We start from the raw sequence: 14,642 nt of genomic DNA on the forward strand, positions 1-14,642 counted from the left end.
CACTTTTTCCTCAGATTATCGCAATTTTATTTTCCGAGACAAAATCTCTTAAATACTTCATTTATTATATCGTCTGCCACCGAATCTCCTGTTATTTCACCCAAAAGATCGTAAGCACGCTTTACATCAACTTCTATAAAATCAAGAGCTTCTTCCATTTCTGTCATTTTCATAGCATCACCTAAAGCGGCCGAAGCATCTCTTAAAAGTTGTAGATGTCTTGCATTGCTTACTATAAGGCTTTCCTCCTGCCTTATCTGTCCGCCATAAACGAGATTTTCTATCTCATCTTCAAGCTCATCTATACCTCTTTCTTCAGTCATTGAGGTTTCTATTACCTTGCACTGAGGCATCATTTTAATTAGAAATTCCGTATCCGCTTCTCTTGCTAAGTCCGTTTTATTTATGAGAAGTATAGCTTTTCTTTCTCCTATATATGAAGCTATCTCCATATCCTCATCATCAAGAGTTCTTGAAGCATCCACCATAAATATAATAAGGTCTGCATTGTTAAAGCTTGCCTTGCTTTTTTCTATTCCTATTTTTTCTATCTGATCATCGGTTTTTCTTATACCTGCAGTATCCGTAAGAATAACAGGTATATCTCTTACGCTTATTTTTTCTTCTATTGTGTCTCTCGTTGTGCCGGGAATAGAAGTTACTATTGCTCTGTCTTCCTTTAAAAGAGCGTTCATTAAACTGCTTTTACCAACGTTCGGTCTTCCTATTATCGCAACTTTTAGTCCTTCGTTTATAATACGGCCTGTACCCGCTGAAGATATTAGTTTTACTATTTCATCGTTTATCTGCGATAAACTGTTATACATATCAGAATACATTATTTCTTCAATATCTTCATCCGGATAATCGATATTTACAGTTATATCTACAAGAACATCTGTAAGGCTTTTTCTAAGTTCCTTTATCTTAGATGAAAGATGACCTGAAAGTTGATCCATGGCCACATCAAAGGATTTATCGGTCTTTGCTCTTATTAAATCTATAACAGCTTCCGCCTGGGAAAGATCAAGCCTTCCATTAAGAAAAGCTCTTTTTGTAAATTCTCCTCTTTCCGCGGGAACAGCTCCCATTCGCAGCACCAAATCAAGGGTTTTTCTGAGGGAAACAGTACTGCCATGACAATTTATTTCAACTATATCTTCCTTTGTATATGTTTTAGGAGCTTTCATATATACGGCCATTACTTCATCTATAATTTCACCGTTTTCAGGATCCTTTATATGACCGTAAATCATTTTCCTATCTTCTAAATTATCTTTGCCTGTGAAAATACCACACAGGATTTCCTTTGCTTTTTCGCCGCTTATCCTTATTATTCCTATACCGCCTTCTCCGTAGGCTGTTGAAATTGCAGCTATGGTAGATTCCATTTTTACCTCACATATTTCATAAAGATTAATTTTTCTAAGACAAAAGCCCGTGAAAACCACGGGCCTCTATTTATTTAAGTTCTATTACAACTCTTCTGTAAGGCTCTTCGCCTTCGCTTCTTGTCTTAACCTTAGGGCTGTTAACAAGGGCTGCGTGTATAACCATTCTCTCATATGGATTCATTGGTTCTAGCTTTACGCTTCTCTTCGTTCTGACAACTTTATCTGCCAGACGATGAGCAAGACGTTCAAGAGTCTTTTCTCTTTTGGATCTGTAATTTTCAGCATCCAGAACTACTCTTACATAATCTTCGCTTTTTTTATTTACTGCAAGGCTTGTAAGATACTGAATAGCATCAAGAGTCTGACCTCTCTTACCTATAATTGTACCTGCATCTTTGCCTGCAATATCAATAAATACATTATTATCATCAGCGTATGCCTTAAAGCTAAGCTCAAGACCCATTTTTTCTGTGGTTTCCTTAAGGAATGACAGAGCCGGATGCTCTTCTATTTCCTTCATATTATCAGGTCTTATGAGTTTATTTGAAGTAACTTCGGTAGTTTCATTTTCAACTGTTTCTTCTGTAACAGTTTCATTTACTTCTTCTTTAACTTCTATTTTTTCTGTTTTATCGTTTTCGGAAACCTCTATTTTTTCGACCCTCACTTTCGCGAGTTTTGATCCTATACCGAGAAATCCTCTCGAAGGTTCCTCCAAAACCGTTATCTTTACTTCATCCTTTGAACATTTAAGTTCGTCTAAAGCGAGGGCGGTAGCGGTCTCAACGTCTTTTCCCCATTTTTCCGAAAAGTCCATTACTTTTTACCTCCCTTTGATTTTGCTTCCTTTTCCGCAATTATCTTTTTACGAACGGATCTCATGTGAATGTTGAAGAATATCTGCATGAACTGACCAAAGGACCAGTAAAGAGCAAGTCCTGCAGGGAAAGTTCTACCCATAAGGAATATAAGTATAGGGTATGCATATTTCATTATCTTCATCATACCTTTCATCTCATTTGGACCCGATGTATTGTTGCTCATCGATATCGAAAATGCGATGAAAGTGGAAACACCTGCCACTATAGGGAGTATCCAGCTATCCACCTGGCTTAAGTCGTTTATCCACAAAAATGATTCGTGAACAGCAAACAACATATCTGTGTCGCTGACATAAGCTATAGGATTTCTGAGAAGCGCAAAGAGCGCGAATATTATAGGCAGCTGTATCAGCATAGGAAGACAGCCGCTGGCAGGATTAAATCCTTCCTCTTTATAGAGTTCCGCCATTTTTATATTCAAAGTCTCTTTGTCATTGGCGTATTTCTGCTGAAGCTGTTTCATTTTTCTCTGCATATCTGATGAAACAGCCATGGACTTCATCTGCTTTAAGTAAAGCGGATAAAGACATACCTTTACTATTACTGTAATTATGATAAGAGATATACCATAGTTTCCTACTATGTTATATATACCTTCGAGCAGAAAGGCCAGAGGCTTTGCGAATATACCAGTGAATGTGTTCATTAGTTCCTCCAGTTTTAAGGCAGAGGATCATAGCCTCCCGGATTAAACGGGTGACATCTAAGTATCCTCTTTATCCCCAGATAACTACCTTTAAAAAACCCGTATTTTTGTAATGCTTGTATAAAATACTGGGAACAGGTAGGATAAAATCTGCAGCTATCAGGTAAAAACGGAGATATAAATTTTTGATATCCCCTTATTAAAATAATAGCTATCTTTTTCAACTTATCACCTTCTGTTTTTAGCTATTGCGGTTTTCTTAACTGCTGAAAGCAAAGACCTTCTTACATCTTCGCATTTAGTTTCTTTTTTTATAGTATTTCGGGCAATAAATATTACATCAAATCCGGTGAAATTAATATCGCTTAATCTCACACTTTCTTTCATAAGTCTTCTTGCCCTGTTTCTTGTAACCGCATTACCTACTTTTTTACTTGCCAGAAAAGCGACTCGTCCATACGACAGTCCGTTTTCCTTAAAAAAAACCACCACATATTTATGGGCGGTCGATTTTCCTTTTTTATAGACTCTGTCGAAATTTCGTTTTCCGCTTAATACACTTTCTTTAAGCATTTCTCTTAAGCTGTCAGAGATTTTCTGCCCTTAGCTCTTCTGTTTTTAAGAATATTCCTTCCGCTCTTAGTCTTCATTCTCTTTCTGAAGCCATGTTCTTTCTTTCTCTGTCTTTTCTTAGGCTGAAAAGTCATCTTCATGATTATTACCTCCTTTTAATTTTATACTCCCGATCTGAATCTCAATCGGGTACACATGCCTTGTAATTATACTGTTTAAGATTAAAAAAGTCAACAAAAACACGGCTTCATTTACTATTCATGATGCGTAATATAATAAAAATAAAAAAAATATCTGTTAAATTTTTTATCAATACCAATATTTAGTGGTGCTGTTGATATTATTAACAACTTTATCAACAACCTGTGGATAATTTATAAAAATTCCAAACACTTTAATATAAATTTTATGCCTTGTCTGTGGATAACTTTGTTGATATTATATTTTATGTCAGATTGATATTAAGGAGATTACAATTTAATGAGCGATTATAATAAAAAATGGGCTTATGTATTGGAATTACTTGAACCTGAGGTAAATGAAGTTACCTTTGAAACATGGTTTGAGCCTCTTAAATTCAGTTCTATAGATGAAAATGCAGGTATCCTCTATATATTGTGCGATACCGAATTTGCTATATCTACAATTAACAACAGATATATGCACCTTTTAGAGGGATATACAGAAGCCGTATTTAAAAATAAATATAAAATCAAACTTCTTTTAGAAGGAAGTGTACAGGAAAATAAAAAAGAAACACCTAAAAATTCATTTTCCACTACTTCTACTGTAAATGAAGAATTTGATAAAGAACTAATATCAAATCCAAAATATACATTTGATAATTTTGTTGTAGGATCAAATAATGAATATGCCCACGCAGCTGCCTTAGCCGTTGCGGAAAACCCTGCAAAAAATTTCAATCCTCTTTATCTTTACAGTGAATCAGGACTTGGTAAAACCCATCTAATGTATGCCATATGTAATCATGTTATGGAACACTATAAAGACAAAAAAGTTCTTTATGTTACCAGTGAAATGTTCACTAATGAAATAATAAGCGCTATAAAAACCGAAAAAACAAAGGAATTTAGAGATAAATACAGACAGATGGATGTTCTTTTAATAGATGATGTCCAGTTCTTTGAAGGAAAGGAACAGACTCAGGAAGAGCTTTTTAACACCTTTAATTATCTTTACGATAATAATAAGCAGCTTGTATTTTCCAGCGACAGACCTCCAAAGGAGTTAAAAAATCTCGATGAAAGACTCACTTCAAGGTTTGGATGGAAAATAGTAGCGGACATAAAAAAGCCTAACTATGAAACCAGAATGGCTATATTAAGTAAAAAGGCAGAGCAAGAAAATCTTGAAATAGACGATAATATAGAAACCGTTCTTTCTATGATAGCCGAAAGAGTTACAACAAATGTACGAGAGCTTGAAGGAGCATTTACAAATCTCTACACAATGGCTGTTATGTTGGGAAAGAAAATAACACCTGAATTTGCCAGGGAAAATCTGCAGAATATATTTACTGATGATCAAAAAGACATAAATGTTGAAACGATAAAAAGAGTAGTAAGCAAATATTTCAACATATCCGTAAAGGATATAGAAGGAAGAAAAAGATCTAGAAATATTTCTCATCCGAGACAGATTGCAATGTATCTAACGAGGGAATTTACAGATCTTTCACTTCCAAATATAGGGAAAGCCTTTGGTGGAAAGGACCACACTACAGTTCTTCATGCTTATGAAAAAATATCAGAAGAACTAAAAAACGACAATGTAACAAAAACCTATGTCAATGAACTTACATCGAGAATTAAGATATAAACAGTTATGTGGAAAAATAACACTATATTATCCACACTTTATCAACAGGAGTAAAGATTGATATTTCAACATAAATCAATCTTTTCCACAAATTCACAACCCCTACTACTTCTATTACTATAAAATAATATAAAAATACTAGGAAATCCGGAGGAAAAATATAATGAAATTTACCTGTAACCAACAGATTTTAGCAAAAGCTTTAAATACAGTATCAAAGGCTGTGACAGTAAGAACAACAATTCCTATTTTAAAAGGAATACTTATAGAAGCTGAAAACGGAAAAATAAAGCTAAGTGCATCAGATCTTGATATGAGTATTGAAAAAACAATAGATGCAGTAATTGAAGAAGAAGGAAGCCTTGTGGTTTCTGCAAAACTTTTTAGTGATATAGTAAGAAAACTTCCTAATGAAACTCTTATGATTGAAACAATCGACGGTACAAATGTACTTATTAAAACTGCAGGAAGTGAATTTACTATCGTAGGTCAGCCGTCAGATGAATTTCCTGATATAACAGATGTAGGTGATGTTATATCAACACTTTCCTTCGATAAGGAAATATTAAAATATATGATTAAAAGCACATATTTTTCTGCAAGTTCGGATGATTCTAAGGGAGTTATAGTAGGTGTTCTTCTTGAAATGGAAGAAAACAGCTTTAATATGGTAGCTCTTGATGGTTTTAGAATGGCAATATGCAGAGAAAGAATTAAAAATGAAAAAGAAGGTCATATAATAATTCCAGGTAAAACTATATCTGAAATTCTCAAGATTCTTTCAGAATCTGAAGATGATCAGGATGTTGAAATGATAGTAGGAAAGAAAAAGGCAAATATCCTTATGAAGGATACGAGAATTTCTGTAAACCTTATAGATGGTGAATTTATAAAATATAGAGATATACTTCCTAAGGAATCTACTACAAGAATAAATATAAACAGACAGGAACTTCTTACAGGTATAGAAAGAGCTTCTCTTTTAGCAAAAGAAGGAAAAAATAACCTTATTAAATGTACTATTTCAGGAAATCTCCTCACTATAAACTCAAAATCTGAAGAAGGTACAGTAAAGGAAGATATAATTATGGAAAAAACAGGGGAAGATATGCAGATAGGATTTAATTCAAAGTATCTTTCCGAAGCACTTAAGGCAATAGAAGATGAGGATGTAATGCTGGAGCTTAAAACTTCAGTTACTCCTTGCATAATAAAACCTCTTGAAGGAAACGGATATGAATATCTTGTTCTTCCTGTAAGGATTTCATCAAATTAAAATAATATTTAAAAGTTATGTATATTAAAAAAGTATCCCTTGAAAACTATAGAAATTACGAAAAAATTGAAGTAGATTTCGATAAAAATGTAAATCTTATCCTCGGTGAAAATGCCCAGGGAAAGACAAACCTTATAGAATCAATATATATGGCATCCTTCGGAAAGTCATTTCGTACTTCAAAGGATAGGGAAGTTATATGCTTTGATAAGGATTACTGCAGGATAAAAGTCGATTATTTTAAGTATGATGATGAGGGAACTGTTGAAATATATATAGGAAAAGACGGAAAAAAAGGTATTAAGGCAGACGGAATACATGTAAAGAGAGTTTCACAGCTTGTTGAAAATATACTCTGCGTAATATTTTCTCCGGAGGATCTTAAAATAGTGAAGGAAGAGCCTTCAAAAAGAAGAAGTTTTATAGATAGAGAACTTTGCCAGCTTCGTGTAAAATACATGGACAGTCTTTCAAGATATAAAAAGATTCTCCTTCAGAGAAATACATATCTTAAAGAAAAAAATCCCGATAAAAATATAATTAAAGTATGGGATGAACAGCTGTTAAATACAGGAACAGATATAATTAAAGATAGAAAAGAATTTATATCAAAGATAAATATAATAAGCGGTGAAATACACAATAAAATAACAGATGGAAAAGAAAAACTTGTAATATCATATGATCCGGATATTTCTGAGGAAGGTACTGAAGATGAAATTAAAAAAAGATTTTCAAAAATTCTTGAAGAAAGCTTAAATAAGGATATTTACAGCGGAAGCACTTCAAGGGGTCCTCACAAGGATGATATGAAAATAACCGTTGATGGCAAGGATGCAAGAAAATACTGTTCCCAGGGGCAGCAAAGAACAGCGGCACTTTCGTTAAAACTTGCGGAAATTTTCCTTATAAAAGAGGAAAAGGAAGAAAGTCCCGTTCTCCTTTTGGATGATGTGTTAAGTGAGCTTGACAGCGAAAGACAGAAATTTTTAATAAATAGTCTTGATGATGTTCAGGTGTTTATAACAGCCACAGAAATACCCGATGAAGTTATGAAATCGCTGCCTGGAGGAAAGGTATTAAACGTTAAAAAAGGTTCTCTGATATAGGAAAAGAAAAAAACGCCCGTTAAATTGCAAAAATGGGCGTTTTATTGTATAATGAAATGTATTTTATAAACTATTAATTGAGGTGAAAAATATGTCAAAAGAAAATGTGTCCCAGCAGTACGGCGCCGATCAAATTCAGGTGCTGGAGGGACTTGAACCGGTAAGAAAAAGACCGGGAATGTATATAGGTTCTACAGGAGAAAAAGGACTTCATCATCTGGTATATGAAATTGTTGATAACAGTGTGGATGAAGCTCTTGCAGGCTTTTGTAAGAACATACACGTAACAATAAACGAAGATAATTCTATAACCGTTGAAGACGACGGAAGAGGAATGCCTGTGGATATGCATCCTAAGGAAAAAATTCCTGCCGTTGAGGTTATCCATACAGTTCTTCATGCCGGAGGTAAATTCGGCGGTGGCGGATATAAGGTATCCGGTGGTCTTCACGGTGTAGGTGCATCCGTTGTAAATGCCCTTTCCACTAGAATGGAAGTAGAGGTAAAAAGAGACGGTAATATATATGCCCTCGCCTTTGAAAGAGGTAAGACAGTTGAAAAAATGCATGTAATAGGACAGGCAAAGGAAACAGGTTCAAAAACTACATTCTGGCCGGATCCTGACATTTTTGAAGAAACTGTCTTTAATTTTGATACCCTTGAACACAGATTAAGGGAAATGGCTTTCCTTAATAAGGGAATAAGAATAACTCTTACGGATAAAAGGGACGGCGAAGAAGAAAAGGAAGATTTCCATTATGAGGGTGGAATTAAAGAATTTGTTCAGTTTATCAATAAAAATAAAGATGTAATACATCCTGATATAGTTTATTTTGAAGCAAAGGGTAAGGATAAAACAGGAAAAGGCGACATGGAAATGGAAGTTGCCTTCCAGTATACGGATAGATATACAGAACTCATAATGTCCTATGCCAATAACATCAATACAGTTGACGGAGGATATCATCTTTCAGGATTTAAATCAGCTCTTACAAGAGTATTTAATGATTACGCAAAGAAAAACAAATTTCTTAAGGATAATGATGCCCCACTTTCCGGCGATGATGTAAGGGAAGGTCTTACGGCAATAGTTTCAGTTAAACTTACAAATCCTCAGTTTGAAGGACAGACTAAGGGTAAGCTGGGTAACAGTGAAATGAAGGGATTTGTTGAATCCAATACAAACGAATTCTTTACAGCTTTCCTGCAGGAAAATCCTGGACAGGCAAAAATTATTATGAATAAGGCCCTTCAGGCGGCAAGAGCTAGAGAAGCAGCAAGAAAAGCAAGGGATATTACAAGAAAGAACAGCGTTCTTGAAGGATTTTCACTTCCGGGAAAACTTGCTGACTGTCAGGAAAAGGACCCTGTACTTTCTGAAATATTTCTGGTAGAGGGTGACTCCGCCGGCGGTTCTGCTAAAAACGGCAGAGATAGAAAGAGACAGGCTGTGCTTCCTCTTAGAGGTAAGATCCTCAATGTTGAAAAGGCAAGACTTGATAAAATCCTTAATAGTGATGAAATTAAAAATATGATAACTGCTTTCGGATGCAATATCGGAGATGATTTTGATATTGAAAAGCTTAGATATCATAAGATTATCATCATGACAGATGCCGATGTGGACGGAGCCCATATAAGAACTCTGCTTCTTACATTCTTCTACAGATATATGAGACCTCTTATAGAAGGAGGCTATGTTTATGCGGCTCAGCCACCGCTGTTCCAGGTTAAAAAAGGAAATGATGTTTATTACACATATTCCGACAGAGAACAGGAAAAGCTTTTGGCAGAACTGGCTGACAAACCGGGTAAATTAACAATACAGAGATATAAGGGTCTTGGTGAAATGGACTTCCATCAGCTTTGGGAAACAACCATGGATTATGAAAACAGAACTCTTATACAGATAACCCTTGACGATGTTACCGCTGCCGATGAGATATTTACAACTCTCATGGGAGATAAGGTACCGCCAAGAAGAAAGTTTATTGAAGATAACGCTAAATACGTTAAAAATCTTGATATTTAGAAAGGAGGGGCGATACTGTGACAAAGATGATGCATGAAGATAATAAAATGATACAGCACGAGATTCATGACGAAATGAAAAACTCGTATATCGACTATGCCATGAGCGTTATAGTCAGCAGAGCTCTTCCTGATGTAAGAGACGGACTTAAGCCGGTACATAGAAGAATTCTCTATGGTATGAGTCAGCTCGGTGTAACACCGGATAAGCCTCATAAAAAATCCGCCCGTATAGTCGGTGATGTAATGGGTAAATATCACCCACACGGAGACAGCTCAATCTATGATGCCATGGTTAAAATGGCTCAGGATTTCTCCACAAGATATATGTTGGTGGACGGACACGGTAACTTCGGTTCCGTAGACGGTGACGGAGCTGCCGCCATGCGTTATACGGAAGCGAGAATGACTCCTTATGCCCTGCAGATGCTAAGGGATATTGAAAAGGAAACCGTTGATTTTGTACCAAACTTTGACGAAGAGGAAAAGGAGCCTTCCGTACTTCCTGCAAGAATACCTAACCTTCTTGTAAATGGATCAAACGGTATAGCCGTAGGTATGGCAACTTCCATTCCTCCTCATAATCTGGGAGAAACTATCGATGCGGCATGCTACATGATAGATCACGATGATGCCACAATCGACGATATAATTAAAATCGTAAAGGGTCCTGACTTCCCTACCGGAGCTATGATAATGGGTAAAAACGGTATAAGGGAGGCATACAAGACAGGCCACGGCAAGATTACTGTAAGATCAAGAACAGAAATAGAAGAAACATCCAGAGGCAGGATGCAGATTGTGGTAACCGAAATTCCTTATCAGGTAAACAAGGCAAGACTCATCGAAAAGATGGCTTTGCTGGTTAAGGAAAAGAAAATCGAAGGAATTTCCACAATAAGAGATGAGTCCAGCAGACATGGCATGAGAATTGTTATAGAGCTTAAAAAGGATGCAAATCCTCAGATTACATTAAACAGGCTCTATAAGCATACTCAGCTGCAGGATACATTCAGCATGATCATGATTGCCCTGGTGGACGGACAGCCTAAGGTTTTAAGCCTTTACGATATACTGAGCGAATATCTTAAGCATCAGAAGGATGTACTTACAAGAAGAACTCAGTATGATTTGAAAAAGGCGGAAGCAAGAGCTCACATACTGGAAGGTTTGAGAATAGCTCTTGATAACATCGATGAAATAATAAAGATAATAAGATCTTCATACAACGATGCCAAGGAAAAGCTCATGAACAGATTTGAGCTTACAGATATACAGGCTCAGTCGATTTTGGATATGAGACTTGCCAGACTCCAGGGGCTGGAAAGAGAAAAAATCGAAAACGAATACGCCGAACTTATGGAAAAGATTGCATATTACAATTCTCTCTTAGCTGACGAAAAGCTTCTTATGGGAGTAGTAAGAGATGAAATGCAGGAAATTAAAGAAAAGTACGGCGATGAAAGAAGAACTAAGATTGCGGCGGCAGTAAATGAAATAGATGAAGAGGATCTGATTCAGGAAGAAAGCGTAGCAGTTACCTTGACTCACCTGGGATATCTTAAGAGAATACCTGCCGACACATATAAGACTCAGAAGAGAGGCGGCAAGGGAATAGCCGGTCTGACAACCCGTGAAAACGACTTTGTAAAGGATCTCATAATCACTTCAACCCACGATTATCTGATGTTCTTTACAAATCTAGGTAAGGCACACAAGATAAAGGCATACGAAATTCCTGAAGCCACAAGAACTGCCAAGGGAACTCCTGCAGTTAACTTCTTAAATCTCCTTCAGAGAGAAAGAATAAATGCCGTGATTCCTATTAAGGAATTTGATGAAGAAAAGTATCTTATGGCTGTTACAAAGAGCGGTGTAATTAAAAAGACAGCTCTTTCACAGTTTGATACAAACAGAAAGAATGGCATAATAGCTATCAATCTCAAGGATGATGACGAGCTTATAGATATCAAGCAGACATCAGGGGACGACGATGTTATAATAGTTACAAAGCACGGCAAGAGCATCAGATTTAACGAAAAGGATGTTCGCCCTATGGGAAGAGCAGCCGGCGGCGTAAGGGCAATCAAGCTTGATTGGGGTGACGAAGTCGTTTCAATGTGCCTTGTTCACAAGGATGATGAACTTCTTGTGGTTACCGAAAACGGATTCGGAAAGAGAACAGCTGTTAAGGAATACAAGGTTCAGGAACGAGGCGGCAAGGGAATTCTCACCTATGATAAAAAGAAATTCAATAAGACAGGTGAACTGATAGGAGCCGTTACAGTGGAAGAAGACGACGAAGTGCTCCTGATAAACTCCGACGGTATTATCATAAGAATTGCAGCCCAGGATGTGTCACAGCTTGGAAGAGCAACTCAGGGTGTAAAGATTATGAAGGTTGCCGAAGACGCCAATATTATATCCATGGCTAAAGTGATAAAGGATGATAAAGAAGATGAATAAAACCGATCTTGTAAAGATAAAGGTTCCGGGAAAACCGGAGTTCATAAAGGTATGCAGAAGCGCAGCGCTGGCCACGGCAAGCCTTGCGGGTTTTGATGTGGATACTGTCGATGAAATAGGCATGGCTGTATTTGAAGCATGTAAGGTTGTTACATGTCACGGATACGATTGCTGGTGCAGCGAATACGAAATGGACATAAGAACGGAAGATGACGGTCTTACAATAGAGATATTATCTTCCGGAAGTCATACAGTTGAAAAGGATTGCGAAATATGCCTGGATTGTCCTAATGAGGGAGATTTAGGAATATCGATAATCAACAACATCATGGACAGCGTAAGCATAGAGAATACAGACGACGGCGGTAAAAAGATAACTTTGGTGAAAAAGAATGCGCGATAAGGAACTGTTTCTAGCATACAGTAAAAACAAAGACATTGAGACAAGAAACAGAATTGTTGAAAAATATCTGTATATGGTCGATATACTCATAAAGAAATATCTGGGAAAGGGCGTTGAATACGATGACTTATATCAGGTGGGCGCCCTTGCCCTGATTTCCGCTGTGGAAAGGTTTGACCCTGAAAAGGGCTTTGAATTTAGCAGTTTTGCTACACCTACTATTCTCGGAGAAATAAAAAAATATTTCAGAGATAAGGGCTGGAGCGTCAAGGTTCCAAGACACATGAAGGAAATTTCCTCTGCCATGGGACCGGTTAAGGAGGATTTGACATCAAAGCTGGGCAGAAAACCTACGGTAGCAGAAATAGCGGAGGCCATGGGAGAAAGCGAAGACACTATTCTTAGGGCCATAGAAAGCAGTGCCGCATACGGCGCACTTTCTCTTAATCAGACCTTTGATGACGGAGGCGAGGAAGGTGCTGCAGCTATGTTTGAAAAGTTTACTGCTAAGGACGAAAAGGGCTACAGAGATGTGGAAGACTATGAGATAATCGAAAAAGTCCTAAGTGAAATGACTGGTACAAACAGATATATTTTCAAAAAGAGATTTGTTGAGGAAAAGTCTCAAAATGAAATAGCTAAGGATTTGGGAGTATCCCAAATGACCATATCAAGAGCGGAAAAAAAGATACTTGAACGATTTGCCAGAGAACTGGCAGGATAGAAAGGAGAAAAAATGGGCAGAGTATTTTCAGGAGTACAGCCGACAGGTAATATACATTTAGGAAATTATCTGGGTGCATTAAAGCAGTTCGTTGAGCTTCAGGATGACAATGAATGTATCTACTGTATAGTAGATTTACATGCAATTACGGTGGAGCAGGATCCTGAAGAATTAAAAGAGCATATCCTGGATGTGGCAGCATTGTACATTGCAATAGGTATAGACCCTAAAAAGAGCATCGTTTTTGTTCAGTCCACAGTACCGGGTCACACTGAGCTTTCTTGGCTTTTGACATGCTCCTCATATACAGGCGAGCTTTCCAGAATGACCCAGTTTAAAGATAAAGGTAAAGGAAAGGAATCTGCTCCTACAGGACTTTTCATGTATCCTGTGCTTATGGCAGCAGACATTCTTCTTTACGATACTGATATTGTGCCTGTAGGCATAGACCAAAAACAGCATATCGAGCTTACAAGGGATCTTTGCAACAGAGTAAACAACAAATACGGAGAAACATTTGTGTTGCCTGAAGGCAGATACCTTAAGGAAGGCGCAAAGATAATGGCTTTAGATGACCCTACTAAAAAAATGAGCAAGAGTGCTGAAAATGAGCTTTCTAGAATTTCACTTCTGGATGACGAAGCAAAGATTAAGAAGGCGATAATGAGAGCCACAACGGATTCCGACGGAACAATAAAGTTTGATCAGGAAAACAAACCGGGCATCAGCAATCTGATGAACATTTATACGGCATTTTCTGATCTTTCCATAGAGGATATCGAAAAGAAATACGAAGGCAAAGGCTACGGAGATTTCAAAAAGGATTTAGTTGAGATACTGGTTAACGGTCTTGCTCCTATAAAGCAGAAATTTGAAGAAATCAGATACTCCGACGAGCTTATCGAGATACTCAAGGACGGAGCTAATAGAGCCAACGCCATAGCTGAAAAGGTTGTTGAAAGAACAAAGAAGAATATGGGCGTAGGTCTGCCGAGATAAAAAAATTGATTAGAAATAAGGCATAGGTGAAGTATATAATAGGTATTCATCTATGCCTTTAATATACTAGGAGAAAGAAATGGCAAAAATAGAAGCTGTTATTCTTTCTGTGGGAGTAACTGAAGGAAGCTCTGTAATGGGCCTTTCTGAAGAAGAATTTAACACTCTTTCTCAGGAGGAAAAGGATGAGGCTAATAAAAAGGCCGCAACGGTATTTTTCCATTGCGGCGCAGATTATGTCATAAATAATTTAAGTGAGCTACCTGATCTTATCGAAAAGATTCAGAAATAAAGAATCAGG

At 37.0% G+C, this 14,642-nt stretch carries 15 protein-coding genes; 9 read left to right on the forward strand and 6 right to left on the reverse strand.

Annotated elements, in window-relative coordinates; genetic code table 11:
* Positions 1–26 precede the first annotated feature (26 nt).
* The 6 genes from mnmE to rpmH all read right to left on the reverse strand — a co-directional run bounded on the left by mnmE (position 27) and on the right by rpmH (position 3,634).
* Positions 27–1,391: a tRNA uridine-5-carboxymethylaminomethyl(34) synthesis GTPase MnmE gene (mnmE, locus tag INF20_RS04550; protein ID WP_226385196.1), complete on the reverse strand. Its 1,365-nt coding sequence runs from the start codon at positions 1,389–1,391 to the stop codon at positions 27–29.
* 70 nt (positions 1,392–1,461) lie between these two features.
* A complete protein-coding gene (jag, locus tag INF20_RS04555) occupies positions 1,462–2,211 on the reverse strand; it encodes an RNA-binding cell elongation regulator Jag/EloR (protein WP_226385197.1) in 750 nt (249 codons plus the stop codon).
* Positions 2,211–2,921 carry a YidC/Oxa1 family membrane protein insertase gene (locus INF20_RS04560; protein WP_226385198.1) on the reverse strand — a complete coding sequence of 237 codons (711 nt, stop codon included), beginning with the start codon at positions 2,919–2,921 and terminating at the stop codon, positions 2,211–2,213. The genes jag and INF20_RS04560 overlap by 1 nt, the downstream gene beginning before the upstream one ends.
* A gap of 14 nt (positions 2,922–2,935) precedes the next feature.
* Positions 2,936–3,145, reverse strand: a complete 210-nt coding sequence (gene yidD / locus INF20_RS04565; RefSeq protein ID WP_226385199.1) for a membrane protein insertion efficiency factor YidD — start codon at positions 3,143–3,145, stop codon at positions 2,936–2,938.
* Positions 3,146–3,149: 4 nt separating this feature from the next.
* Positions 3,150–3,494 carry a ribonuclease P protein component gene (rnpA, locus tag INF20_RS04570; RefSeq protein WP_226385200.1) on the reverse strand — a complete coding sequence of 115 codons (345 nt, stop codon included), beginning with the start codon at positions 3,492–3,494 and terminating at the stop codon, positions 3,150–3,152.
* A gap of 5 nt (positions 3,495–3,499) precedes the next feature.
* Complete coding sequence (rpmH, locus tag INF20_RS04575) at positions 3,500–3,634, reverse strand: 50S ribosomal protein L34 (RefSeq protein ID WP_226385201.1); 135 nt, start codon at positions 3,632–3,634, stop codon at positions 3,500–3,502.
* Between the two features lie 340 nt (positions 3,635–3,974).
* On the opposite strand from rpmH, the gene dnaA reads away from it, so the two are divergent.
* The 9 genes from dnaA (at position 3,975) to INF20_RS04620 (ending at position 14,633) form a co-directional block, all read left to right on the forward strand.
* Positions 3,975–5,333, forward strand: a complete 1,359-nt coding sequence (gene dnaA / locus INF20_RS04580; protein ID WP_226385202.1) for a chromosomal replication initiator protein DnaA — start codon at positions 3,975–3,977, stop codon at positions 5,331–5,333.
* A gap of 163 nt (positions 5,334–5,496) precedes the next feature.
* Positions 5,497–6,609 (forward strand): DNA polymerase III subunit beta, encoded by a 1,113-nt coding sequence (dnaN, locus tag INF20_RS04585; RefSeq protein ID WP_226385203.1) that lies wholly within the window; start codon positions 5,497–5,499, stop codon positions 6,607–6,609.
* A 17-nt stretch (positions 6,610–6,626) separates the two neighbouring features.
* Positions 6,627–7,718, forward strand: coding sequence for a DNA replication/repair protein RecF (gene recF, locus INF20_RS04590; RefSeq protein ID WP_226385204.1), 1,092 nt, complete (start codon positions 6,627–6,629; stop codon positions 7,716–7,718).
* A 91-nt stretch (positions 7,719–7,809) separates the two neighbouring features.
* The gene (gene gyrB, locus INF20_RS04595; protein WP_226385205.1) at positions 7,810–9,750 is read left to right on the forward strand and encodes a DNA topoisomerase (ATP-hydrolyzing) subunit B; all 1,941 of its coding nucleotides are present in this window, start codon (positions 7,810–7,812) and stop codon (positions 9,748–9,750) included.
* Positions 9,751–9,779: 29 nt separating this feature from the next.
* Positions 9,780–12,215, forward strand: coding sequence for a DNA gyrase subunit A (gene gyrA / locus INF20_RS04600; protein WP_226385264.1), 2,436 nt, complete (start codon positions 9,780–9,782; stop codon positions 12,213–12,215).
* Positions 12,208–12,618 (forward strand): ATP-binding protein, encoded by a 411-nt coding sequence (locus INF20_RS04605; protein WP_226385206.1) that lies wholly within the window; start codon positions 12,208–12,210, stop codon positions 12,616–12,618. The genes gyrA and INF20_RS04605 overlap by 8 nt, the downstream gene beginning before the upstream one ends.
* A complete protein-coding gene (locus tag INF20_RS04610) occupies positions 12,608–13,342 on the forward strand; it encodes a SigB/SigF/SigG family RNA polymerase sigma factor (RefSeq protein ID WP_226385207.1) in 735 nt (244 codons plus the stop codon). The genes INF20_RS04605 and INF20_RS04610 overlap by 11 nt, the downstream gene beginning before the upstream one ends.
* Before the next feature lie 12 nt (positions 13,343–13,354).
* Positions 13,355–14,341 carry a tryptophan--tRNA ligase gene (gene trpS / locus INF20_RS04615; RefSeq protein WP_226385208.1) on the forward strand — a complete coding sequence of 329 codons (987 nt, stop codon included), beginning with the start codon at positions 13,355–13,357 and terminating at the stop codon, positions 14,339–14,341.
* Positions 14,342–14,420: 79 nt separating this feature from the next.
* Positions 14,421–14,633, forward strand: a complete 213-nt coding sequence (locus INF20_RS04620; protein WP_226385209.1) for a hypothetical protein — start codon at positions 14,421–14,423, stop codon at positions 14,631–14,633.
* Positions 14,634–14,642 lie beyond the last annotated feature (9 nt).

The sequence above is a fragment of the Gallibacter intestinalis genome (assembly GCF_014982745.1).
Taxonomy (GTDB): domain Bacteria; phylum Bacillota; class Clostridia; order Peptostreptococcales; family Anaerovoracaceae; genus Gallibacter; species Gallibacter intestinalis.

Excerpts from the sequence above, each read along its gene's own strand:
- INF20_RS04610 (WP_226385207.1), top strand. The coding sequence starts at position 12,608 with ATGCGCGATAAGGAACTGTTTCTAGCATACAGTAAAAACAAAGACATT.
- gyrA (WP_226385264.1), top strand. The coding sequence starts at position 9,780 with ATGCATGAAGATAATAAAATGATACAGCACGAGATTCATGACGAAATG.
- dnaA (WP_226385202.1), top strand. The coding sequence starts at position 3,975 with ATGAGCGATTATAATAAAAAATGGGCTTATGTATTGGAATTACTTGAA.
- INF20_RS04560 (WP_226385198.1), bottom strand. The coding sequence starts at position 2,921 with ATGAACACATTCACTGGTATATTCGCAAAGCCTCTGGCCTTTCTGCTC.
- rpmH (WP_226385201.1), bottom strand. The coding sequence starts at position 3,634 with ATGAAGATGACTTTTCAGCCTAAGAAAAGACAGAGAAAGAAAGAACAT.
- INF20_RS04605 (WP_226385206.1), top strand. The coding sequence starts at position 12,208 with ATGAATAAAACCGATCTTGTAAAGATAAAGGTTCCGGGAAAACCGGAG.
- INF20_RS04620 (WP_226385209.1), top strand. The coding sequence starts at position 14,421 with ATGGCAAAAATAGAAGCTGTTATTCTTTCTGTGGGAGTAACTGAAGGA.
- dnaN (WP_226385203.1), top strand. The coding sequence starts at position 5,497 with ATGAAATTTACCTGTAACCAACAGATTTTAGCAAAAGCTTTAAATACA.
- rnpA (WP_226385200.1), bottom strand. The coding sequence starts at position 3,494 with ATGCTTAAAGAAAGTGTATTAAGCGGAAAACGAAATTTCGACAGAGTC.
- recF (WP_226385204.1), top strand. The coding sequence starts at position 6,627 with ATGTATATTAAAAAAGTATCCCTTGAAAACTATAGAAATTACGAAAAA.
- mnmE (WP_226385196.1), bottom strand. The coding sequence starts at position 1,391 with ATGGAATCTACCATAGCTGCAATTTCAACAGCCTACGGAGAAGGCGGT.
- trpS (WP_226385208.1), top strand. The coding sequence starts at position 13,355 with ATGGGCAGAGTATTTTCAGGAGTACAGCCGACAGGTAATATACATTTA.
- gyrB (WP_226385205.1), top strand. The coding sequence starts at position 7,810 with ATGTCAAAAGAAAATGTGTCCCAGCAGTACGGCGCCGATCAAATTCAG.
- jag (WP_226385197.1), bottom strand. The coding sequence starts at position 2,211 with ATGGACTTTTCGGAAAAATGGGGAAAAGACGTTGAGACCGCTACCGCC.